This is a genomic window from Collinsella aerofaciens (assembly GCF_028209625.1).
Classification (GTDB): domain Bacteria; phylum Actinomycetota; class Coriobacteriia; order Coriobacteriales; family Coriobacteriaceae; genus Collinsella; species Collinsella aerofaciens_AM.
Genome location: NZ_JAQLDU010000006.1, coordinates 1 through 22,795, shown reverse-complemented (window position 1 = coordinate 22,795; position 22,795 = coordinate 1). Strand labels below are relative to the sequence as shown.

The 22,795-nt window shown below is 55.6% G+C and carries 19 protein-coding genes; 15 read left to right on the top strand and 4 right to left on the bottom strand.

What is annotated here, in order from left to right; translation table 11 throughout:
* Positions 1-24: 24 nt before the first annotated feature.
* The 5 genes from PMW70_RS04045 (at position 25) to PMW70_RS04025 (ending at position 5,842) form a co-directional block, all read left to right on the top strand.
* Positions 25-1,488 (top strand): YfcC family protein, encoded by a 1,464-nt coding sequence (locus PMW70_RS04045; RefSeq protein WP_271743954.1) that lies wholly within the window; start codon positions 25-27, stop codon positions 1,486-1,488.
* 9 nt (positions 1,489-1,497) lie between these two features.
* Complete coding sequence (locus PMW70_RS04040) at positions 1,498-3,081, top strand: amidohydrolase (protein WP_271743953.1); 1,584 nt, start codon at positions 1,498-1,500, stop codon at positions 3,079-3,081.
* Between the two features lies 1 nt (position 3,082).
* Positions 3,083-3,934: a sugar phosphate isomerase/epimerase family protein gene (locus PMW70_RS04035; protein WP_117840177.1), complete on the top strand. Its 852-nt coding sequence runs from the start codon at positions 3,083-3,085 to the stop codon at positions 3,932-3,934.
* A 62-nt stretch (positions 3,935-3,996) separates the two neighbouring features.
* Positions 3,997-4,965: an SIS domain-containing protein gene (locus tag PMW70_RS04030; RefSeq protein WP_271743952.1), complete on the top strand. Its 969-nt coding sequence runs from the start codon at positions 3,997-3,999 to the stop codon at positions 4,963-4,965.
* 13 nt (positions 4,966-4,978) lie between these two features.
* The gene (locus PMW70_RS04025) at positions 4,979-5,842 is read left to right on the top strand and encodes a PfkB family carbohydrate kinase (RefSeq protein WP_271743951.1); all 864 of its coding nucleotides are present in this window, start codon (positions 4,979-4,981) and stop codon (positions 5,840-5,842) included.
* Between the two features lie 276 nt (positions 5,843-6,118).
* Here the strand turns inward: PMW70_RS04025 and PMW70_RS04020 are convergent, their stop codons facing one another.
* Positions 6,119-6,901: a TatD family hydrolase gene (locus PMW70_RS04020; RefSeq protein WP_271743950.1), complete on the bottom strand. Its 783-nt coding sequence runs from the start codon at positions 6,899-6,901 to the stop codon at positions 6,119-6,121.
* A gap of 14 nt (positions 6,902-6,915) precedes the next feature.
* Positions 6,916-7,710, bottom strand: coding sequence for a tRNA threonylcarbamoyladenosine dehydratase (locus tag PMW70_RS04015; protein WP_271743949.1), 795 nt, complete (start codon positions 7,708-7,710; stop codon positions 6,916-6,918).
* A 461-nt stretch (positions 7,711-8,171) separates the two neighbouring features.
* Here PMW70_RS04015 and PMW70_RS04010 point away from each other — a divergent pair, with 461 nt between their 5' ends.
* The 3 genes from PMW70_RS04010 to ettA all read left to right on the top strand — a co-directional run bounded on the left by PMW70_RS04010 (position 8,172) and on the right by ettA (position 11,011).
* Positions 8,172-8,450 carry an autorepressor SdpR family transcription factor gene (locus tag PMW70_RS04010; protein ID WP_117776433.1) on the top strand — a complete coding sequence of 93 codons (279 nt, stop codon included), beginning with the start codon at positions 8,172-8,174 and terminating at the stop codon, positions 8,448-8,450.
* Complete coding sequence (locus PMW70_RS04005) at positions 8,443-9,147, top strand: SdpI family protein (RefSeq protein ID WP_271743948.1); 705 nt, start codon at positions 8,443-8,445, stop codon at positions 9,145-9,147. The genes PMW70_RS04010 and PMW70_RS04005 overlap by 8 nt, the downstream gene beginning before the upstream one ends.
* Positions 9,148-9,331: 184 nt before the next feature.
* Positions 9,332-11,011 carry an energy-dependent translational throttle protein EttA gene (ettA, locus tag PMW70_RS04000; protein ID WP_118094517.1) on the top strand — a complete coding sequence of 560 codons (1,680 nt, stop codon included), beginning with the start codon at positions 9,332-9,334 and terminating at the stop codon, positions 11,009-11,011.
* Positions 11,012-11,224: 213 nt separating this feature from the next.
* Here ettA and PMW70_RS03995 read toward each other — a convergent pair whose 3' ends face one another.
* Positions 11,225-12,532 carry a hypothetical protein gene (locus PMW70_RS03995; protein WP_271743947.1) on the bottom strand — a complete coding sequence of 436 codons (1,308 nt, stop codon included), beginning with the start codon at positions 12,530-12,532 and terminating at the stop codon, positions 11,225-11,227.
* Between the two features lie 138 nt (positions 12,533-12,670).
* The gene (locus PMW70_RS03990) at positions 12,671-13,615 is read right to left on the bottom strand and encodes a hypothetical protein (RefSeq protein WP_117758546.1); all 945 of its coding nucleotides are present in this window, start codon (positions 13,613-13,615) and stop codon (positions 12,671-12,673) included.
* 186 nt (positions 13,616-13,801) lie between these two features.
* Between PMW70_RS03990 and PMW70_RS03985 the strand changes: the two genes are divergently transcribed.
* From PMW70_RS03985 to PMW70_RS03955, 7 genes are all read left to right on the top strand, one after another.
* Positions 13,802-14,008: a hypothetical protein gene (locus tag PMW70_RS03985; protein ID WP_271743946.1), complete on the top strand. Its 207-nt coding sequence runs from the start codon at positions 13,802-13,804 to the stop codon at positions 14,006-14,008.
* Positions 14,009-14,108: 100 nt separating this feature from the next.
* Positions 14,109-14,390, top strand: coding sequence for a DUF2087 domain-containing protein (locus tag PMW70_RS03980; protein ID WP_055251466.1), 282 nt, complete (start codon positions 14,109-14,111; stop codon positions 14,388-14,390).
* On the top strand, positions 14,368-15,552 hold the full coding sequence (locus tag PMW70_RS03975) for an MFS transporter (RefSeq protein WP_082435530.1): 1,185 nt from the start codon (positions 14,368-14,370) through the stop codon (positions 15,550-15,552). The genes PMW70_RS03980 and PMW70_RS03975 overlap by 23 nt, the downstream gene beginning before the upstream one ends.
* A gap of 564 nt (positions 15,553-16,116) precedes the next feature.
* Positions 16,117-17,880, top strand: a complete 1,764-nt coding sequence (locus PMW70_RS03970) for a B12-binding domain-containing radical SAM protein (RefSeq protein ID WP_271743945.1) — start codon at positions 16,117-16,119, stop codon at positions 17,878-17,880.
* A 312-nt stretch (positions 17,881-18,192) separates the two neighbouring features.
* Positions 18,193-20,193 (top strand): NAD(+) synthase, encoded by a 2,001-nt coding sequence (locus PMW70_RS03965; RefSeq protein WP_271743944.1) that lies wholly within the window; start codon positions 18,193-18,195, stop codon positions 20,191-20,193.
* A gap of 118 nt (positions 20,194-20,311) precedes the next feature.
* Complete coding sequence (locus PMW70_RS03960; protein WP_118260583.1) at positions 20,312-21,475, top strand: pyridoxal phosphate-dependent aminotransferase; 1,164 nt, start codon at positions 20,312-20,314, stop codon at positions 21,473-21,475.
* Between the two features lie 201 nt (positions 21,476-21,676).
* Entirely contained in the window at positions 21,677-22,627 is a 951-nt protein-coding gene (locus PMW70_RS03955; RefSeq protein ID WP_215693637.1) for an L-lactate dehydrogenase, read from the top strand.
* Positions 22,628-22,795 lie beyond the last annotated feature (168 nt).

The following is a 22,795-nucleotide window of genomic DNA, read 5'->3' as shown; positions in this document are numbered from 1 at the left end:
GTCTCGAGTTCTTTGGAGGTATCTATGTCAGATACGAAGGCGAAGAAGACAAACAGACGTTTTAAGTTCAAATTACCGCATGTCTATACGATCATGTTCTTGCTGATCGTTGTCTTTGCGGTCCTGACTTGGATCGTTCCCTCTGGTCAGTATCAGCGCAAGATGATTTCGACAGCGGCGGGCGAGCGTGAAGTCGCCGTTGCTGGAACCTATGAACAGGTCGATAAGAACTACACCGATTCCGAGACCGGCGAGACCATCAATCTGGGCCAGGATATCTTCGCGGTTCTGCAAGCGCCCACCAAGGGTATCCAAGAGGCTGCCGACGTCGTTGCGTTCGTCTTATTGATTGGCGGATCGTTCGCAATCATCACCAAGACCAACGCTTTGAATGCCGGCATGAGCCGTGTGATTAAAAAGCTCAAGAACAAGGACATCCTCATCATTCCCATCACGATGACGTTGCTGTCCATTTGCGGCACTACGTTTGGTATGTCTGAGGAAGCCCTGCCGTTCTACGCCATCTTCATTCCCATCATGATGGGTATCGGTTATGACTCGATGACGGCATTTATCATCTGCTTCCTTGGTCCTAACCTGGGATATTGTGCCTCGACCATCGACCCGTTTAATGTTTTGATCGCCCAAGGCATCATTGGCATCGAGGGCAATCCGCAACTGTGGCTGCGCGCCGTTTCTTGGGTCATCTTCACTGCCGTCGGTATCGCATGGGCCATGCGCTACGCCATGCGCGTCAAGAAAAACCCCGAGTCGTCCATTGTATACGAGGACGATAAGCTCAAGCGTATTGAGTTTTCCGTGACCGATGCCTCCATCGAGGAAGAGTTCACTATCCGTCAGAAGCTCGTGCTTATCGATTTTGCTTGCGGCATGGGCATTATCGTCTGGGGTCTTGTTACCCAGGGCTGGTACATGAATGAGATTTCCGCCGTGTTCCTTGGCATGGGCTTGCTTGCCGGTATCCTGGGCGGTCTTGACCAGCAGACGATCGCAGAGGAGTTCGTTAAGGGTCTCGCCGACTTTGCGTACGCTGCCATCGTTATCGGTATCGCTCGCGGTATTCTGGTCATCGCCGAGGGCGGCATGATCATCGACACCATCCTCCAGGCGCTCGCTACCGCGCTCGCCGGTGCACCCGCCGCCGTCTACACCACGTTTATGTATGTCGTCCTTGGCCTGCTCTCTTTGCTGGTTCCCTCGAGTTCTGGCCTGGCGGCACTCACCATGCCCGTTATGGGCCCCCTGACCGAGCTCATGGGCCTCAATCCCGAGGCGGCCGTCACCGCGCTCCAGTTTGCCAACCAGACCATCAACACCATCAGCCCCGTGGCGGGCATGACGGTCGCCGGCCTTGCCGTGGCTAAGATTTCGTTTGGCCAATGGTGGAAGACCATTTGGAAGTTCTTCATTTTCATGGTCGTCTTTGGCCTGATCGTAACGGCAATTTCTGGCATGCTTCCGGCGTAGGTGGTTGTGATGTCTGATCGTTTGACGGTCCTGACGTCTAAGAGCGTCTTTACCGGTACGGGGGACCTGCCGTTTGAAGGTTTCGTAGCGGTCCGTGGCAATCGAATTGAGGCTGTTGGCACCAAGTGTGAGATAGCTTCGTATTTGACCCAGGCGGACGAGGTAGTTGACCTGGGCGACCGCACCGTCATGCCTGGCCTGATCGATGTGCATACCTTCTATACAGGCTGGGCGCTGCGGACGTTGGGGCCTGATCTGTCCGGCATCGCTGATGCCAAAGAGGCCGTGTCGCTCTTGCGAGCATGGAAAGAAGATCATCCGGATTGCGCGGCGGCTTTTGGCCACAACCTACCCGAAACGTTGGCATCGGATGCCGAGAACGCAAATACAGCAGCTGTGTTTGACGAGTGTTTTGGCGATATCCCTGTCGTCTGCTTTACACCGGGCGCGGATACCTGTGTTCTCAATGCTGCCGCCAGTGCGCGATACGGCTTCACACCCCAGGCGTGCTATGCCGAGAAGATCTGGCACATGATGAGCGATTTCCTCGCGCTGCCCGAGGTACGTGCAGGGTATTCGGACTACATGAGCATGCTTAACGAACGCGGCGTTACCGCCATCAAGGAGATGGCGTTTGATGACTACTACGGCTTTGCCGACGAAATGGCTCGCCGTGAGGAATCTGGTGAGCTGACGGTTCGCGTCTCTATGATGTCGCAGCCGGTGGGTGCCGGTGCAAATCTGGCATATGCCCGCGAGGCACGAGAGCGCTTCCGGGGACCGTTCGTTCGTTTTTCTGGCTTCAACCGTATGACCGATCGCGGTGTATGGGCGGGGCTTGCCGAGATGATTGACCCCTATGAAGACACGGCCGATGCGGGCGCTGCCGGCAAGACGGTCGTCGAGGAGCCAGAGTGGGATCTGATTGAGAGCGAGCTGCGTGCAATTGATGCTGACGGCTTCCGATATTCCCTGCATTGCCAGGGCGATGGCGCCGTTCGTCGCACCGTGGCGCTTTATGCCTCGCTGCCTCGAGACGAGCATGGACGGATGCTTCGCCGCCATGCGATTACCGATCTCGAGAACTCTGACCCGACCGATCTTGTCGAGTTTGGCAAGTTAGGTGGAATTTGCGAGGTCTATCCGCAGATTCTGACGCTGGACCGGCGCGAGGATTGCCTGTCGATGATGCGTCGACAAATTGGCGAGACGCGACTTTTGCACAGCTGGAATCGCCGCGGCATGGAAGATTCCGGATGCACAGTGTGTTGCGGCACGGATTTGCCGCTGCTGATTCCGAGCCTGGGCGAGTCAATCTACAGCGCGTGCGGCGGATTCTTCGCCGACGGACTGCCCGTGAATGAGGCCAACGCGCTGACGCTTGTCGAGCTCTTGCGCGCTTGGACTGCCGGGGGCGCGTACGATCTGATGCGCGAAGACGAGCTGGGTACGCTCGAGGCCGGCAAGCTTGCCGATATCTGCGTGCTCGATCGGGATGTGTTCGACCTCGATTATCGCGACGCACGCGATCTTGCGGTTGATATGACGATGTCGGACGGACGAATCGTGTTCGATCGAAATAAGGAGGCATAAGATGCCTGAATCCAAACCGACGCTGCGCCGCGAGCAGATTGCGGGCATGAATATCCACTACATCATGTGGTCGCTCGATTACTTCCTTGATGTGCAGCAGCGCTTGGGCTTTGAGTCCATTGAGCTGTGGTGTGCGGAGCCGCATGTGACGCTCGACCACACGGGCTACTTTGAGGCTGAGGTCCTGGCGAAAAAGGCTGCAGACCGTGGACTTAGGTATCGTACTCTGTGCCCCGAGAATGTTGTCTATCCTTGGCAGTACTGTGCACGCAAACCGCTGCATGAACAGCGCAGCCTGGCGTACTTTAAGCACGGCATTGAGCTTGCCGAGGTACTTGGGTGTGACCGTATGTCCGTCAATTCGGGCTGGGGCGACTGGGACGAGGACCGCGAGGAAGCCTGGAAGCGCAGCCGCGAGCACTTGTCCATTCTGGCGGAGTATGCCGGCGAGCACGGTCTGGTGCTTACGATGGAAAGCCTGCGTCCCGAGGAGAGCAACCTTGTGACGACGGTTTCCGATGCGAAGCGTATGATTGACGAGGTCGCGAGCCCGTACTTACAGCCCATGGTTGATACAACCGCGATGGGCGTTGCGGGCGAGACGCTCGAGGACTGGTTTGCCGCCTTTGGTGATGGGGCAATTCACGAGATGCACTTTATCGACGGTGACCCGTATGGCCATCTGGTGTGGGGCGATGGCAAGCACGATATGGACGCCTTCGTCGCCACGCTCAACGCCCATGGTTTCGACGGCATGCTGGGCCAGGAAATCACGGACGGTCGTTACTACGATGACCCGGCGGCGGCAGATGCCAAGAACATGGCCGCATTCGAGAAATATCTGATTGACTAAAACAACTATCGGCCACGTAACCAACGTCATTGATTGCGGACCAAACAAGAAAGGAACTGGATATGAACGCACACGATCTGATCAAAGAGGCAATTGCCGAGAAGGGCAAGTTCGACAGCGTCTACTGGATTGCTTGCGGTGGCTCCATGATCGATTTGATCCCGGCTCATGAGCTTCTGCAGCGCGAGGCAACCACCTTCACTTCGTATATCTATACGGCTCGCGAGTTTGATATCATGCGCCCGCGCCGTCTGGGCGAGAAGTCCCTGGTCATTGCTTGCAGCCACAGTGGCAACACCCCCGAGGTCGTCGAGGGCTGCGAGATTGCCCTTGCTGCCGGCGCTACGATGATCGCCCAGACCGACAACGCTGGATCCAAGATTGACTCCGGCAAGTGGACCACGTGGGTCTACCCGTGGGGCGAGGGCGTGCCGCAGGCCGAGGTCCCCGCTGGCATTTCGCTGTCGCTTGCGGCCGAGCTACTCGATCAGCAGGAGGGCTACGCCGATCTTGCCGATATGTATGCCGGTATCGCCGAGATGGATAAGATCCTTCCCCCGGCACGTGAGAAGGTAAATGCCGAGCTGGGCGATCGTTTTGCCAAGCTTTGCCAGGAGCACGAGTTCTTCTACATTCTGGGCAGCGGTCCCAACTTTAGCCAGACCTACGGTTTCGCTATCTGCTCTCTTATGGAGATGCAGTGGCAGCACTGCAGCTACATCCACTCTGCCGAGTACTTCCATGGCCCCTTCGAGGCTACTCAGGATGGCGTTTTTTACTTCCTGCAGATGGGCTCCAGCGAGTGCCGTGCTATGGACGAGCGCGCCCTGGCGTTCCTTAAGACGCATACCGATACGCTGATGGTGCTCGATGCCAAGGAGTACGGTATGGAAGCCGTACCGGCGAGCGTCCGTGCTTATCTGGACCCGGTGCTGTTCTACGCCATGAACTGCGAGCTGCGTGCTGCACGCGGCAAGGTGTTTGATCACGATCCCGATTTCCGTCGCTACATGGGCGTCGTCGAGTACTAGAGGGACAAAGGCCATGGCATTTAACGTTAACGCGCTCGGATTTGGCGACAACGTCGTCGATCGCTACGAGCATATCCACACCATGTATCCTGGCGGCAATGCGGTGAACTTCGCCGTTTATGCCAAGAAATGCGGTGCCGCACGCTCTGCATACATGGGCATTTTTGGCAATGACGCCGCTGCCGAGCATGTCATTGCAAGCCTCGAGGATGAGGGTATCGAGCTTGACAAGTGCGAGCAGATGATTGGCGAGAACGGAGCGGCTCGCGTGACCGTCGTTGACGGTGACCGTGTCTTCCTTGGCTCCAACGAGGGCGGTATCCGTGGCGATGCGCGCTATGTCCTCGATCGCTTTGACCTTGCGTACATGAAGCAGTTCGATGTGGTTCATTCGGGCAACTATTGCTTTACCGAGCGCGAGCTGCCCAAGTTGAAGGCTGCGGGCGTCACGGTCTCTTTTGACTTTTCGGACGACTCCACCGACGAGTACTACGAGCAGATTGCGCCCTACGTCGATTTCGCTTTCTTTAGTGCGGCGGATGCCGCGAGTGAGGACGAGATTCACGAGCGTCTGGCATGGGTGAAGGGCTTGGGTCCGCGTTTTGTGTCGGCTACGGCGGGCGCCGAGGGCTGCATTGCTTACGACGGCGAGCGTTATTACCGCCAGCTGGCTAAACCGGTAACGGACATGAAGGACACCATGGGGGCGGGCGACTCGTTCCTCACCTCGTTTTTGATGTGCTATCTCGATTCCGCCAAGCGTGGTGAGGATGGCGCCGAGGCCATCGAGCGCGCGCTCGACTTTGCTGCTGGGTTTGCCTCGACCGTGTGCGGCATGGAAGGTTCTTGGGGCCACGGAGCACCAATCGTCGAATAGCCGAGCGGTCCCGGGGAGGTGCAGGCGCCTCCCCGGGGCTCGGTGTGCAAAAAATGCCAAATATGAGTACTGTCACTAATTTAGTAACAGCGAAATCAGTCCTTTGAGGCCCTAATCGAGTGTCTGTGGGCGATTAAAACCTGCAAATGCGCCTAGCACAATGCAAGAATGCCTTGATAATGTACATCCGTTCATTATCAAGGCATTCTTATGTCGCAAAATAATGCTACTAGCTTTGCAACAGTACTCATATTTGATGTTTTTTGCCCACCGGGGTCAGCGGAAGTCAAACATGGAGTGCGAATTTCCTAAAACGATCGATTCGACGCCCCCCACGGAGCGGTTTTTAAGTTCGGCGATGTGCCGGGAGACGCTTTTCAGCGATGTGATGAGCTGCTGTGCGTTTGCATCTGCTTGCGGCTGGGCTGGCGCATCGGTCTCGAGCAGTAGACGGTCGAGTGGAATCTGTCGTGCGTATTCACGACCGCGCTTGGTGGCGAGCATGCGTTCGTTGACGGAAAAAAAGCAGCCCGCATTACGCGCGCGGACGAGTTCGTCCGAGGTGCCGCTAAACCAGTGGAAGATGATAGCGGGGGAGTCGGGCCTTGGGGCGAGCAATCCGTGCGACTCGAGGACGTCCAGTACGGTTCCTGCCGAACGAACGGCGTGAATTGATATCACGCGCCCGGCAAGAGGATGCTGCACAAGTGCATCGCAGAGCCGTTCAAGTGCTTGTATTTGTAACGGCTCGCTTCCAGCAAAGCGTGCGGAAAAGTCGAGCCCGATCTCGCCGATATAGCGCTCTTGGTCAGCAACTTCGCAAAGCAGATTGACTTCGGCAGGACCGCAGCGGCCGTCGGCGAGCCACCAGGGATGGAGGCCGGCGCCCGCGATAATGTTTGGGTAGCGGCTGGCCCGCTTTTTTGCTGCCGCGAAGTCGCGTGGGTCGACCCCGCAGTCAAAGAGCCCCAGACCCAACGCCGCCGACTCACTGGCTGCAGCATCGGGGCTGAGCATCAAATCAAGATGACAATGCGTGTCAAAGAATCGCGGTTCCATCGCAGGGCATCCTGCTAGTCCAGGCGCTGGCCATCGGAGCGTACGCGTTCGGTGCCGCGCCCGCTGATCTGGCGGATAACCTCGCCAGCGATCATCTGACCCATGATAGGCGGCATAAAGCTCGCGGTTCCCAGCTCGGTACGCTCGTGGATGTTGGAAGGGTCGCGGGGCTGTGTCTTAACCGATTCCTCGCAGCTAAACAGAACATGTAGGCTTTTGATTCCGCGCTTCTTACATTCTTTGCGCATAATGCGGCTCATGGGGTCACGTACCGTATCGAAGATGTCGGCAAAACGCAGGCACTCGGGATGGAGCTTGTTGGCCCCGCCCATAGAGCTAACCAAACGAATGTCGTGGTCTTGAGCATATTTGGCAATGGTGAGCTTGGCCGAGATGGTGTCGATGGCGTCGACGACGTAGTCGAGCTTGCCACCCGTCTGCTCCAAAACGCTCGCGAAGAAATCATCGATATTGTCGCTCAGCAGGTATTCGGTGCGTTTGATAACGCTGGCGGCGGGATTGATATCGTGGATCATGGCTTCCATCACGTCCACCTTGCGCTTGCCGACGGTGCTGTGAAAGGCGATGGCCTGGCGATTGATATTGCTGGGCGCGACGATATCCTTGTCCAGAATCACAAAATGACCGATGCCGCCGCGGACAAGTGCCTCGCAGCAGTTAGAGCCCACGCCTCCGCAGCCGAGCACCAACACCGTGGCGTTGGCGAGTCTATCGAGTGCCTCACGGCCCATGATGATCTCGAGTTTGGTGTCGCGTGTCTCGATGGGAGCCGCAGCGGTTTCGGTCATAGATATCCTCCGATGGGGAAGCGGGTCGTGGTTTAGCTATCGCCATTATAGGTATTATCGCGATCCCATTTGAGCCCTAGGGGCTTGTTGAAATGAGGCAGGGATTCGCATAAGATGAAGCAGATGGCACCCGTTGCCGCGGGTTAGCCAACTCCGAAACACGTTTATGGCGTGAGAAGTGGCCGTCTTCGCATTACGCGGGGGCGGCTATTTCATTCGACCTCCAATGTGGATGCCGAGTTCCACAGCCGCGATTACAAGCAATAACAACGTTAGGACATCGTTAATACTCATAGTCCATCTCCTTCTTGGGAAGAGGGAGCTGGCCCATCTGCTTCTGGACCCATTGTATCTAAAAACGAACGAATGTTCTATACATAACATTGCTATTAGATAATTAGACAAACATCTAAATAATGAGTATAGTGTGCACGTCGTGAAAGAAAGTGAGAGGAGGTTCTATGCCGGGAGAGGGATTTAAAGCGCTGGCCGATCCAACGCGGCGGCGCATTTTGGAACTGCTGCGCGAGGGCAATTGCACGGCCGGGGAGCTTGCCGAGCATTTTGACATCAGCAAACCGTCGCTTAGCCATCATTTGGCGACGCTCAAAAACGCCGGGTTGGTGACCGACGAGCGCCATGGCCAAAACATCGTTTACAGCTTAAACACCACCGTCATGCAGGACTTGATTGGCTGGTTTATGGGCTTTACAGACACTGAAGGTGATGAGGATGAATAACGAAAACAAGGGCATTCACGCCACGGGGGTATCGCCGCGTGTATGGGCCATGCTTGTTGTGGTCTGCGCTATTAATGTCGCGGCGCACCTTATGGTGATGCCGAGCTTGCCTGCACAGATTCCCACGCACTGGGGAGCGAACGGCGCCGTCGACGGTTGGGGCCCTAGCTGGATGGCCTCCGCGCTCGGCGTGCTGCCTCTGGCACTTCTTGCAATGTTCTACGTGGTGCCACGCATTGACCCCAAAGGTGAGGCATATCGAACCTCGGGCAAGTTCTATCAGGGCTTCGTAATCGCCTTCACCTTGTTCATGTGTGCCATAAGCTGGTTGGGTGAGCTTACGGTCTGGGGCGTGGTGCCGGCGTTCGGTTCGGTCAACGTGCTGATTTCCGGTGCCATCGGTTTGCTGTTCATCGGCGTAGGCAACTACTTGCCGCGTGTGAAGCAGAACTATACGCTCGGTATCAAGACGCCCTGGGCGCTTGCCGATCCCGAGAACTGGCGCCGTACGCAGCGCTTTGGCGGTGCCTGCTTTATGGTGCTGGGCGTTGGCCTGATTGTGATGGGCGTGGCGGGCAGCGTGCTTTCGAGTGAAGTCGTCGCCGCGGTGATTGCGGTTCTGGCGTTTGGTTCAGCTGGAGCTGCCTACGTCTATTCGTATCTGCTGTGGCGCAAATCGCAGCGAGCCGCTCGCTAAGGTTGCGGAAAACTAGCGTACGCAGTTCATAGTATGTTCCGGGGGACTTTTCCCAGGTAGTATTAGGGGGCGTGGGCAACCATGCCCCTTTTTCGTTAAGTTTCAGAGCTGGTTTCCTCATTTCGTTTCCACTAAAGCGAAACAAGAATAGGGAAACAGCAGGTAGAAAGGATAGAACAGGCAAATGGCAGAGTTTATCTACCAGATGTATCAGGCTCGCAAGGCCCATGGCGACAAGGTAATCCTTGACGACGTGACCCTGAGCTTCTACCCCGGGGCCAAGATCGGCGTCGTGGGCCCCAACGGCATGGGTAAGTCGACCCTGCTCAAGATTATGGCCGGTATCGAGGAAGTCTCCAACGGCGATGCCAGGCTTACCCCCGGCTACACCGTGGGCATCCTGCAGCAGGAGCCGCCGCTCGATGACGACAAGACCGTCATCGAGAACGTGCGCATGGCGTTTGGCGACATGATCGCCAAGGTCGATCGCTTCAACAAGATCGGTGAGGAGATGTGCGACCCGGACTGCGACATGGACGCCCTCATGGCCGAGATGGGCAAGCTCCAGGACGAGATCGACACCGCCGACGGCTGGGATATCGATTCCAAGCTCGGCCAGGCCATGGACGCCCTGCAGCTGCCCGATTCCGACATGCCGGTTAACGTGCTCTCTGGCGGCGAGCGTCGCCGCGTGGCCCTGTGCAAGCTACTGCTCGAAGCTCCCGACCTGCTGCTGCTCGACGAGCCCACGAACCACCTGGACGCCGAGTCGATCCTGTGGCTCGAGCACTTCCTGCACAACTACCAGGGCGCGGTGCTTGCCGTCACGCACGATCGCTACTTCTTGGATAACGTTGCCGAGTGGATCTGCGAGGTCGACCGCGGCCACCTTTATCCCTACAAGGGCAACTACTCCACGTATCTGGAGACCAAGGCCGCCCGTATCGAGGCTCAGGGTAACCGCGACGCCAAGCTCGCCAAGCGCATGGAGGCCGAGCTCGAGTGGGTACGCAGCTCGCCCAAGGCCCGTCAGGCCAAGAACAAGGCCCGTCTGGCTCGCTACGAGGAGATGGAGGCCGAGGCCCGCGCCAGCCAGAAGCTCGACTGGACCGACATCCGCATCCCTGTGGGCCCGCGTTTGGGCAACAAGGTGCTCGAGGCCCATCATCTGCACAAGGAGTTCGATGGCCGCGTGCTCATCGATGACCTTTCGTTCACCCTGCCGCGCAACGGCATCGTGGGCGTCATCGGCCCCAACGGTGTCGGTAAGACCACGCTGTTCAAGACGATTGTGGGTCTGGAGCCGCTGACTTCGGGTGAGCTCGAGGTGGGCGAGACCGTCAAGATTTCTTACGTCGACCAGAACCGTTCCGGCATCGACCCCGATAAGAACCTGTGGGAGGTCGTCTCGGACGGCCTGGACCACATGATGGTCGGCGAGACCGAGGTTCCGAGCCGCGCGTACGTGGCGAGCTTTGGCTTTAAGGGCCAGGACCAGCAGAAGCGCGCTGGCGTACTCTCCGGTGGCGAGCGCAACCGTCTGAACTTGGCGCTTACGCTCAAGCAGGGCGGCAACCTGCTGCTCCTCGACGAGCCCACGAACGACCTCGACGTCGAGACGCTGTCCTCGCTCGAGGCGGCGCTGCTCGAGTTCCCGGGCTGCTCGGTGGTCATTAGCCACGACCGTATGTTCCTGGACCGCGTCGCCACGCACATTCTGGCGTGGGAGGGCACCGACGAGAATCCGGGCAACTGGTATTGGTTCGAGGGCAACTTTGAGGCCTACCAGGCCAATCGCATCGAGCGCCTGGGCGAGGACGCAGCCCAGCCGCATCGTATCCACCGCAAGCTGACGCGTGACTAGTTTTGTTACGCGGTTTTTCCAAACCGCGTAACGAGTTGACGCTGCAAACGCCCCTAAGCGGCAATCTGACGTTCAATCGTCGGTCGCGTACCAAAGTACGCTTCCCTCCTCTTTCACGTCACCTTGCTCGCTTAGGGGCGTTTTCGCTGACTTTTGCTCAACCTGAGAGAATAAAAACGCGGTGAACGTTTTTGTGACGTTCGCCGCGTTTTGCTATTCGTTGGATTCTTCAACCTTGTCGATGGTCCAGGTGGCTCCGAGACCGCCGGTGGTGTTGCGGCGGATGCGCACGGTGACTTCGTGGCGCTCGCCGGCCTGCGTGTAGCGCAGGGGGAAGCTTGCGCGGTTTCGCGCGGCCTCGATGGTACCGCGCTCGCGGGCGATCCAGTAGTACTCGCCGACGATGCCGAGCGTGTCGGCGCCGTAGGGGAGATAGGTCGACAACTGGTGCAGAAGCGGGCCGGGGCAGAAGACCTCGGTTGCGAAATCGACGGGGAAGTCCTTGGGGATGGCGGGCGCTGCAGGTGCGGGGGCTGGGGCCGCTGCGGGTAGCGAAGCCGGTGCGGATGCGGGTATTTGGTCGCAAGCGGCGGCGGGCATGGATTCGATGACGGGTGCGGGCTCCGGCGTTACTTTCGGCTTGATCTCGGAATCTGCGGGCTTCACGGTGACGGGTGCGTCTGCAACTGCGGTTTCAACCTCAACCTGCGTCGCGTTCTCATTCTCGACGCTCGACTTTGCCTCGACCGGCGTGGATACCATGGTGGTGATGCCGGCGTTGGCGTTCTCGGGGTCATAGACAACCGTGAGCGAGATGGCGGGCTGCGGCGTCTCGGGTTCCGGCGTCGCCTCGGTAGCGTCTTGATTCGCGGGCTCGTCGGACTGGTCGTCCTCGGCGTTGTCGCCAAAGACATCGCTGTTTTGGAACGCAGGCGTCTCGGGTTGGCCGGCGGTTTCTTCGGCTTTCGACTTGGGAACCTCGTTGAGCTCAACGGCGGCTTCCTGCTCAGCCATGACTTCGGGCTCGGTCGTGGCAGCGATTTCAGTTTCGACCTCTGCCGTTACTTCAGCAGTGACTTCAGCCTCTACCTCGGGCTCGGGCTCCGGAGCGACTTCGGCCACGGACTCGGGCTCGGGACGCTTAACGTGCTTGGGACGCACGGCCTTCAGGTCCTTCTCGCCGCGCTTTTTCTTTTTGTAGGACTGCTTGGCGCCCTTGGCGGCCTTGGGCTTGTCCTCGCCCTTGGCAAGGGCAGCATCCCAGGCCTCATTGGCGATGACGGTGGCATACAGACGTCCGCCCTTAAAGACGGTCAGCTTAATGCAGTCGTCGAGTTCCTCGAGCAGCTCGCGCGTGGACTCGAAGCCCAGGTCATAAGCGGTCATATCGCCAGCGGCGAGTGTCTCCTCGACCTGTGTCATAAACGTTTGCTTGCCGCATCCAATCGCATCGCGCAGCAGGCGATACAGATAGATGTGGTTGCCCAGCGATAGCGTGGGCTTAACTATTGTCTTGCTCATGGCAAATCTCCTCTTTACACACCAAAGCATCTTACCATCGCGCAGGGCTTGCCACCTCGGCGCCCAAAGCAAACGGGCGCGACCGTTGCCGGTTCGCGCCCGTTATACAGGTCGGTTATCTGTGAGAGGCGATCGTGCTTAGTTGCCCGATGTCGTGCCTTGGCTCGAGCTGTCGGATGCCGTGCCGGATGCGGTTCCGCTCGAGCTGTTTGTGTTGCTGTTGTCGGTTGAGCCCGTGCCCGATGCATTGCCGCTCGTCTGGTCACCCGTGCTCTGCTGAGAGCCGTCGGTCGTTTGGCTGGAGTCGGTCGTTCCGGATTGTGTGCCGCCGCTGTTCGAAGAGGAATCGGTGCCTTGCGACTGATCAGGGGTGGTCGAGGAAGAATCGGTGGGTGCGGAGTTGGCCTGTGAGTCGTTCTGCTGGCTTTGCGATTGGCCGGCGCTGTCCGCGTCTTGCTCGGTCGTGCGCGACGAAAGGATTGGCTCGGGGCGCTCGCCCAGACCCTCACCGGCGGTGGTTATAAGGATGGCGCCGGCGCAGGCGATAACCGCGACGATGGCGATGGCGATCGAGAAGATGATGACCTTCTTTTGCGTCTGGCTGCGCTCTTCCGCCGCCTTGGCGCGCAGGCTGTTGGGGGCGACGCGCGCCGTGGTCGCGCGTCCCGCGACCTGACGCATCTCCTGCGTAGTCGCGGCGCCGCCCAGGTGCTCCTCGGCATTAAGCTCAACGGGCTCATAGGCGCCGGCGGGGTAGTCGACGGCGGCGTGCGTACCTTTGAGGGCTTCGGCGCTGGCAGAGATAAAGTGGCGGTAGACCTGCGAGGACACAACGGTGATGACCGAGCTCACGGCGGCACCAATTACTGAACCAGCGATACCAATCTTGGAGGCAAGCGCCACGCTCGTGGCGGCAGCTGCGGCGCCGGCGATGATCTGGGGAATGGAAATGTCATCGAACAGGCCCTTTTTGGGCGCGATGGCCATGGTCTGTCCGATGGAATGGTTCTCGTGCACGCCGTTGTTGAGCGATGCCGGCGTCATGACGCGCGTGCGCGGCGCGTCGGTGTACTTGGTTGTCATACGGGGTCCTCCCGGTGTAAATCTGCTTCGTTTCGTGTAGCCATCAGGGTACCCACCAGATGTGAATCATACGTGACATTTAACAGATACCATCAACTCATCAAGGGGGCCTGCTGTCTTTGGTGCAATAGCTTGATGCTAAACTGGATTTATGTTTGCGAGGTGGTTTACGTGATGTACCCGTATATGACATTCGAAGATGGAACCGAGGTCATTCATTCTGACCTGATTACAGATGGCGATATTGAAAAGGTTATCGTGCATTTTGAGCGACCGACGGCAGAGGGCTTCGACTCCGCTCGTTGTGAGTTGCCTTCCTGTTCGTGGACTGACTGGGAAGGGCATTTTACTCAGAGTGAAAAACGAGCTTTCGAAGAGTGTCTGAGCAAATAATTTAGATTAGTTCGAGTTTAGTTCGAATAAAGAAGCTGAATGCGATGACCTAAAGCGTATGCATTTTTAGTATTAGATGCGTATGAAATGGAGGATGTGAATGGATGAGCTAATAGACTTTAAAAAACGATTTCTCAAGAATGGCGAGCTGGTTTCAATTCCAAAAAAGGAAAGCTATAAAAGAATCATGCTGCTATGGGCCGTCTCTTTCTTTGAATTAAATACAAGTTATACGGAGCTTCAGGTTAATCGTGTGCTGTCACAGCTCTATCCTGATTATGCCGTGTTGAGGCGGTACTTGGTTGATTATGGATTCCTATTAAGGGATGAACGAGGCCTGAAATACGAGGTTAATCGTGATGTTCACGGTATTGAGAGCTAGCCGTCCGGTTCGGGTCCTATATATTGCTAGAGGGATAAGCGAAATAGGCAATTGGTGTGCGAATATTGCTTTGCCAATGCTGATTTACGAGGTAACTCACGATGTTTCTGCAACTGCTTTGATGGTCTGCTGCAGATTTGCCCCCTCTCTGTTTTCAGTTGCGCTCGCGCAGCTGCCTCAGAAGATGGGTATCGGGACACTGCAGGCCATGAGATTGGCAGACTTAATTCGCGCGGGATTATTCGTTTGCTATATTTTTGTTGATAGTAAATGGAGTATGTTTGCTATTACGTGCGCGGTATCGCTTTGCCGAACGGTAGAAATGCCCTGCTTTTACTCGTTGTTAAGAGCCAATACGAATAGTATCAATCGCGACGTAATTAATAATTCGTTTGGGTTCCTGCAGAATTTGATGATGGTTCTGGGGCCAGTTGCCGGCGGTTTTGTTGTCGCTCAATTTGGGGCGGAGGCTGTTCTTGCATTAGACGCGCTTTCTTTTGCCGCGTCGTTCTGGTTGCTGCGAGATGTTCCGTCGGTTATCGAGGTTAATGATAAAGAGGGAATAAGCAAAAATGAAAAAAACAGGACTGCATTTAGTGATCTTAGCGCGAAGCACTTGGCAATTGGTTTCCTATTAATCGATATTTCTAGTGGCGTGGCATTCGGCTCTCTGAATTCTCTTTTGCCAGCTATAGCGCAATTGCAATTTGACTCGTCATCGATACAATACGGATTCCTTCAGAGTAGTCTTACAATCGGACTGTTGTTCGGAAATACAATATATGGTCGTTTAATCAGTGGTTCCGATTGCGTTAAATCATATTGTTTTGTGACGTATCTTGCGCTCGGTGCGTATCTGGCGTTTGGCTATCGCTATGCGTCTGGGATATCGTTTATTTTCCTTTTTATCGTCGGTGCCGGAAACGCCATTCAAGATGTGCTTCTCATAACATCGCTGCAGGATTTGGCGAGAGACGGATCTGAATCGATAAGCCTGTTTTCAATTAGGGAGTCTTTGCAATCGGTTGCTGTTGTTATTTCAACACTTCTTGTTTCGCTGTTCACGAGCATCGCGATGTTCTCAATTCTCGTTACAGGACTTGGTGTATTTTCAATTATGATGGTAGTTGTGTTTCAATTGAATTATTTGCGAAAGATGTGACGTTGATATGCCTAAACGCTTTTAGTATTTCCCCCAGGATGGAGTCCAGTGGGGCCGTATCTTGCCTTGCCTGTTTTGAAGTCATATCTTCAAGAGGTTGAACAATACAAAGTTGACATTGTTGACTTAAACGTGGAATTTTACGATGACCTCCTATCTTTTAGACATGTCGAAGAGTGCTGTAAAAGGTATCGGGAATCAAAGGATTCGTTTAGTTCGAATGTTCAATTAACAATCGAGTTGATACAAAAGTCGGCACTTAATGTTGACGAGGCAAAAGATATTTTCAGATCGAAGAGATACTTTAATCTAAAAGAAAGACAATATGCTGAAAACATTTTTAGAAATGCACTCTATATCATAAATCACGTCTCATATGGAGTTAAATACACGTTCAACTCCATAGATCTGCCCTATGATTATTATTCGACACCAGAAATAATGAAATCGCTTGCGGATACCTTGCATAATCCGTTTATTTCCTTCTATGAAACTGCCTTTCTTAAGCGTATTCAGAGGGAATAATTCGAGTTTATTGGGATTTCGGTGAGCGGCTGTTTCCAATTGATTTCTGCAGTTACGTTAGCGAAACTGATTAAGGAAGAATGTCCATCTGTTAAACACGTCTCATTGGGCGGCAATTACATTACTCGTTTAGCAGATGACTGCATGAAAGAATGGCATCCCTTTTTTGAATACATTGATTCGATAATGATGTATGACGGCGAAGAGCCGCTTGCACGTCTTCTTGAGGCTCTTGACTCTGGTGATGACAATCTCGACTGTGTTCCAAACCTTTGCCATGCTAAAGGTGGAAAGATATATAAAAACCATCGGATTGAGCAAACATTTATCAACGATACAGTTCCCGATTTCGATGGCTTCGCCCTTTCTAAATACTTCATGCCTGAGTTAATATTGCCGGTTTATTCCTCTAGGCAGTGTTTTAATCATTGCGCCTTCTGCACCATTCCCGGTGCCACCGGTGGTTGTTACCGAAAGATGCCTATATCGAGAGTATTTGAAATAATGTGTCGGTTAAATGAAAAATACGGCACGAGAGTTTTCTCTTTTGTGGATGAAACATTCGAAGGCAAAAGAATGGAGCAACTCGCGGATGAAATAAACGCATCGGGAAAAACGTTTTTCTGGCATGGAGAAACGAGGTTCTCTCCAACCCTAAGTACAGAAGTTTTTAACAAGATATACCAAAGTGGATGTAGGCAGATTCAGTTTGGCCTCGAGTCATACAACCAAAGAGTTCTTGATCTAATGAAGAAGAACACGAGAGTTGATTGGATTGATCGCAATGTCCATGATTGTCTCAATGCGGGTATTCCTGTTCATCTATTTTTTATGATTGGCTTTCCGACCGAAACTAAAGAAGAGGCTCTGAACACCTTAGCTTATACAGAGAATGTTTTGAATTATTCAAAACAGGTATGTGGTGTTCCATATTCCACGAGAGGATTTACGAATTTTGGTCTCGTTATGGGGTCGGATGTTTGGAATCATCCCGATAAGTATGGTGTCTCTGTAATGCCGAAGTCCCAATATGAGGATTTGCGCCTCGAAGTGGATTATGTTTCAGGCACTGGTTTAACTTTAAATGAAGCAAAATCCTTATCTGATGAGCATCATATTGATTTTTATATGCAAGAGGTCATAAACGGTAGCGACACAATTGACTTGCCCCAGCGGCTTCATATTTCAGAGGTGACCTGGATCCTAGATTCTATTCACGCTGTCAGGTATAAGGGACATTTGACCAAAGTAAAGCGACGGCTAACTAGTCTAAATCCAGCTGATCGAATCTGGCTGGATTCCAAGACCTCTGTCGTGCTCGTTGAGCCATTTGCCTACTTCTATAATTCTGAATACCATCATGTCTATGCTGTTTCCCAGTTGGTATACCTTAAGTTGGCCCGTTTATTGGAGGCCGATTGTAGCATTTCTCTTATTCTTGATCAGGGCGACCTCGAGCTGACAAGGGCGATAGAAGAACTGTTGCATTATGGATTGCTGAATACAAATATCGATGCCGATTATGTAATGCACGATAACGGTTTTCAATTGGTTAAAAGTTCGTTTGTTAAAGAAGTCGGACGCTCAAAAGAGGGGTTAAGAGTACTGCTGAGTTGTGCCACCCATAGAATGTGTGCGGTTAATGATTTTTCGTTCGCTTTGCTTTCGTTGTTTGAAAAGCCGATTACTAAGAACGAGGTGCGCGACATTTTGAAAAAAGAGGGACTATCGACAAACGAGGAGCAATTAAACAAGTTGGTTGATAATTGCATGAAAGCAGATATACTACAATTGATTAGATAGAGGAGGTTTCTGCATGGACGTTATTAACAAAGATCTCTTGGAGCAACTGAAAGAGTCTCAGGAAGAGGGCGTCGTGGTAGAAGTGTTCGACTTTGAGGACTACATGGATTAATTCTGCCATTAGTTTCGGAATTAACTTGCCTCGCTTAAAGGAGAAGTCGATTATCGATTTCTCCTTTTTTAATTAAAGATATTTTTGGAATACATGCTCTTAGCACAGGTTGGCGTCTCAGTAAACTGAGAGGTTGCTTTGGCTAGTTAGAGATATGTGAACGTCCGTTAGACTGAATCTCAGGGTAGAAGGGGCCTCCAGTGTCCAGATCAACAAGGCAATGCTGCGTTTCGGCTAATAAGAACGATGGCTTTTTGCGTGTGGCGGCGGCGTCGCCGCAGATTCGCGTGGCCGATGTCGAGGGTAATGCCGAGGTTGCGCTGGCAGCTGTTCGCAGAGCTGCCGAGCGCGGCATTCGCGCGTTGGTGTTGCCCGAGCTTAATCTGTGCGGCTATACCGCGGCCGATCTGTTCCATAACCGCACACTGCTGCATGCCTGCGAGGCGGCACTTGTGCACATCCTTGATGAAACCCGTGAGTTGCCGGTCGTCTTTACCATCGGTCTTCCCGTTGCAGTTGCCGAGAATATCTACAACTGTGCCGCCGTGTGCTGCGCGGGCGAGCTTTTGGGCCTCACGGCCAAGAAGTATCTGCCCAACTATGGCGAGTTCTATGAGCGCCGTTGGTTTGCTCCGGCGCCTGCGGATTCCGTGTGGGTTGAATTTGCCGGTCAGGGTCCGGTCCCGCTGGGTTCGGGGCTTGTCTACCGTTGCTGTGATGAGGGCGCCGAGGACCTGGTGCTGGGCGTTGAGGTCTGTGAGGACCTGTGGGTGCCGGCGCCCCCTTCGACCGAGATGGCGCTTGCCGGTGCGACGGTGATTCTCAACCCGTCGGCCTCGGACGAGATTATCGGTAAGGCAGATTACCGCCGCAGCCTTATCTCTAATCAAAGCGCGCGCCTGTACTGCGCCTATGCCTATGCAGATGCGAGCGAGGGCGAGTCCACGACCGACATGGTCTTTGCGGGCGAGAACCTCGTCTACGAAAACGGCTCCAAGCTCGCCGCGACTAAACTGCTTACCTGCGATATGGCCGTCGCCGATGTTGACCTTGACCGCCTGGTTGCCGAGCGCCGTCGCTCGACGACGTGGACCCGCGCAGACGATGCGCCGGAGGCCACGACCGTTGAGTTTTCGTTTGAGGGCGTGTTGGCCGAAGAGCCTGTCCTGCGCGATGCCTGCGATATCGACCGCGTCTTCCCTCGCGCGCCTTTTGTGCCGGCCGACCACGGTGATCTGGCCGAGCGTTGCGAGACTATTCTCAATCTGCAGACTGCGGGCCTCAAGACCCGCCTTGCCCATACGGGTACCAAGGCTGCAGTCATCGGTCTTTCGGGCGGCCTGGACTCCACGCTGGCACTGCTTGTAACCGTGCGTGCCTTCGATGCGCTAGGGCTGCCGCGCACGGGTATCACGGCGGTCTCCATGCCCGGCTTTGGCACGACGCATCGCACCAAGTCGAATGCCGAGTCGCTTGCCCGCGACCTGGGTGTGAGCTTCCGCGAGGTTTCGATCCACGCGGCCGTGGAGCAGCACTTCAAGGACATTGAGCACGATCCGGCCGTGCAGGACGTGACTTACGAGAACAGCCAAGCCCGCGAGCGTACGCAGATTCTGATGGACTTGGCCAACCAGGCTGGCGGCTTTGTCATCGGCACCGGCGACCTGTCGGAGCTGGCGCTCGGCTGGGCTACCTATAACGGAGACCACATGAGCATGTATGCCGTCAATGCGAGCGTGCCCAAGACGCTTGTGCGTCATCTGGTGCGTTATGCGGCTGATGTCTTTGGCGGGCGTATTGCCGAGACGCTGCTCGACATCCTCGATACGCCGGTGTCCCCCGAGCTTCTGCCGCCCACGGGCGACGGCGAGATTGCGCAGAAGACCGAGGATTTGGTGGGCCCGTACGAGCTGCACGACTACTTCCTCTACTACCTACTGCGTTTTGGCTTTGAGCCGGGCAAGATCTACCGCATGGCGCTCAAGAGCTTCGAGGGCGTCTACGATGCCAAGACCGTTCACACGTGGCTGCGTACGTTCTATCGTCGCTTCTTTGCCCAGCAGTTTAAGCGCAGCTGCCTGCCCGATGGTCCCAAGGTGGGCTCGGTGACGCTCAGTCCGCGCGGCGATTGGCGTATGCCGAGTGACGCCAGCTCGCGACTGTGGCTTGCGCAGATCGACGCGCTTAATGCAATTGACTAAGGTTGGCTAAATTGAACCAATGCGGGGGTTGCAAGCGTTACACTTTTGCAATCTGATGGCCCGTATCGCGCGGCGCTCTTGTCGGAGCGCCGCGTTTTTCATATCGAAAGGTGGCACCATGCAGGCATCGCAGCGTCTCGACCGCTTTGGCGCGGAGGTCTTTGCCTCTCTCAACAACGAACTTCTCGCGCTGAAGGCTCAGGGCAAGACCATTTACAACATGAGCGTGGGCACGCCCGACTTTAAGCCGTACGACCATGTGGTCGAGGCGCTCACGCATGCAGCCCAAGATCCCGAGATGTGGAAGTATGCCCTGCGCGACCTGCCCGAACTCAAACAAGCCGTGTGCGATTACTATGAGCGTCGCTTTGGCGTTTCGGGCATTACACCGTCCATGGTGCAGTCGTGCAACGGCACGCAGGAGGGCGTGGGCCATTTGGGCCTGGCCCTGCTCGATCCGGGTGACACCATCCTGGTTCCCGATCCGTGCTACCCGGTCTTTGAGGCGGGTGCCAAGATCGCCGATGCCAAGCTCGAGTACTATCCGCTGGTGGCGGAGCACAATTACCTGCCCTATGTGGCGGGTATCGATCCCGAGGTGGCCGATCGTGCCAAGTACATGATTGTGTCGCTGCCCGCCAACCCGGTGGGCTCGGTGGGCACGCCCGAGGTCTACGAGGAGGTCATCGCTTTCGCCCGCGAGCACGACCTGCTCATCGTTCACGACAACGCATACTCGGACATTGTGTTCGACGGCGAGCCGGGCGGCAGCTTCTTGCAGTATCCCGGCGCGCTCGAGGTGGGCGTTGAGTTCTTCTCGCTCTCCAAGTCGTTTAACGTCACCGGTGCGCGTATCGGCTTTTTGGTCGGTCGCGAGGATGTGGTCTCGGCCTTTGCCAAGCTGCGCGGCCAGATCGACTTTGGTATGTTCTTCCCGATCCAGAAGGCTGCTATCGCCTGCCTGAACGGTCCGCGCGATGAGGTCGAGGCGCAGCGTCTGAAGTACCAGGAGCGCCGCGATGCCCTGTGCGACGGTCTTGAGGGCCTGGGCTGGGAGCGTCCCAACGCGCATGGCTCTATGTTTGTGTGGGCCAAGCTTCCCGGTGGTCGCACCGATTCCATGGCGTTTTGCGAGGAGCTCATGGAGAAGGCCGGCGTTGTGGTGACGCCGGGCGCGAGCTTTGGTCCTTCGGGCGAGGGACACGTGCGCATGGCGCTGGTCCTGCCGCCCGATCAGATTGCTTTGGCTGTCGAGGCCATCCGCGAGGCGGGTCTGTATTAGAAACCTGTTTCGACTCGTCAATAGCTCGAAACCGATTTCGTGCAGTTATTTTACGAATCCTGCAAATAATTTCGGTAAACGGTCGATATTTGGCTGCGAATAGGAGCATAATCAAAGTCCCGATTGGATGTATTGGGATTACGGCAAGCCGCTCGGGTCGTTCCCGGGCGGCTTGTTTGTGGAGAGAGATGGGAGTTTCTAATGGTTAACGAGAAGAAGGTCGCTATTGTCGGCTGCGGTTTCGTCGGTTCGTCTTCGGCGTTCGCGCTGATGCAGAGTGGTCTGTTCTCCGAGATGGTCCTCATCGACGTGGACAAGAACCGCGCCGAGGGCGAGGCCCTGGATATCGCGCACGGCATGACGTTTGCCGAGCCGATGAAGATCTACGCCGGCGATTATTCCGATGTCGCCGACGCTGCCATGATCGTCGTCACCGCTGGTGCTGCTCAGAAGCCCGGTGAGACCCGCCTGGACCTGGTCAACAAGAACGTCAACATCTTTAAGTCCATTATCCCCGAGATTAAGAAGTCCGGCTTCGACGGCATTCTGCTCATCGTCTCCAACCCGGTCGATGTTCTGACCTACGCCGCCATCAAGATGTCCGGCCTGCCCGAGGGCCACGTCATCGGTTCCGGCACCGTGCTCGACACCGGCCGTCTGCAGCAGATGCTTGGTGCCCACGTCGAGGTTGACCCGCGCGATGTCCAGGCCTATGTCATGGGCGAGCACGGCGACTCCGAGTTTGTCGCTTGGTCCAGCGCCCAGGTTGCCGGCGTTCCGCTGAACACCTTCTGCGAGCTTCACGGTCATCTGGAGCATGAAGCTGCCGAGAAGCGCATCGCCGAGGACGTCAAGAACTCCGCCTACACCATCATCGAGAAGAAGCACGCCACCTACTATGGCGTCGCCATGGCCGTCAAGCGCATCTGCACCGCCGTCATGCGCGATGAGCAGACCGTTCTGCCCGTCTCCTCGCTCATGGTGGGCGAGTATGGCCTGTCCGATCTTGCCATTTCTATGCCGACTGTCGTTGGCCGCGACGGCGTTGTCTGCCGCGTCCCCGTCCCGCTGGACGATGACGAGCAGCATGAGCTCACCGTCTCTGCAAAGGCCCTTAAGGACATCATCGACAGCGTCGACTTCTCCTGCTAAATCAAGCTCGCTAGAGCGAAAAGCTACAATGAAGGCGCCCGGATTCATGTGACCCGGGCGCCTTTTTGGTGCATTGGGGACAGGTTTGTTTTGAACTGCGTCCCGAATCTTGGCCTTCTTTATTAGAAGCGAACACTAGGACGCTTTCAATAGCCGTTTCCGAAACTC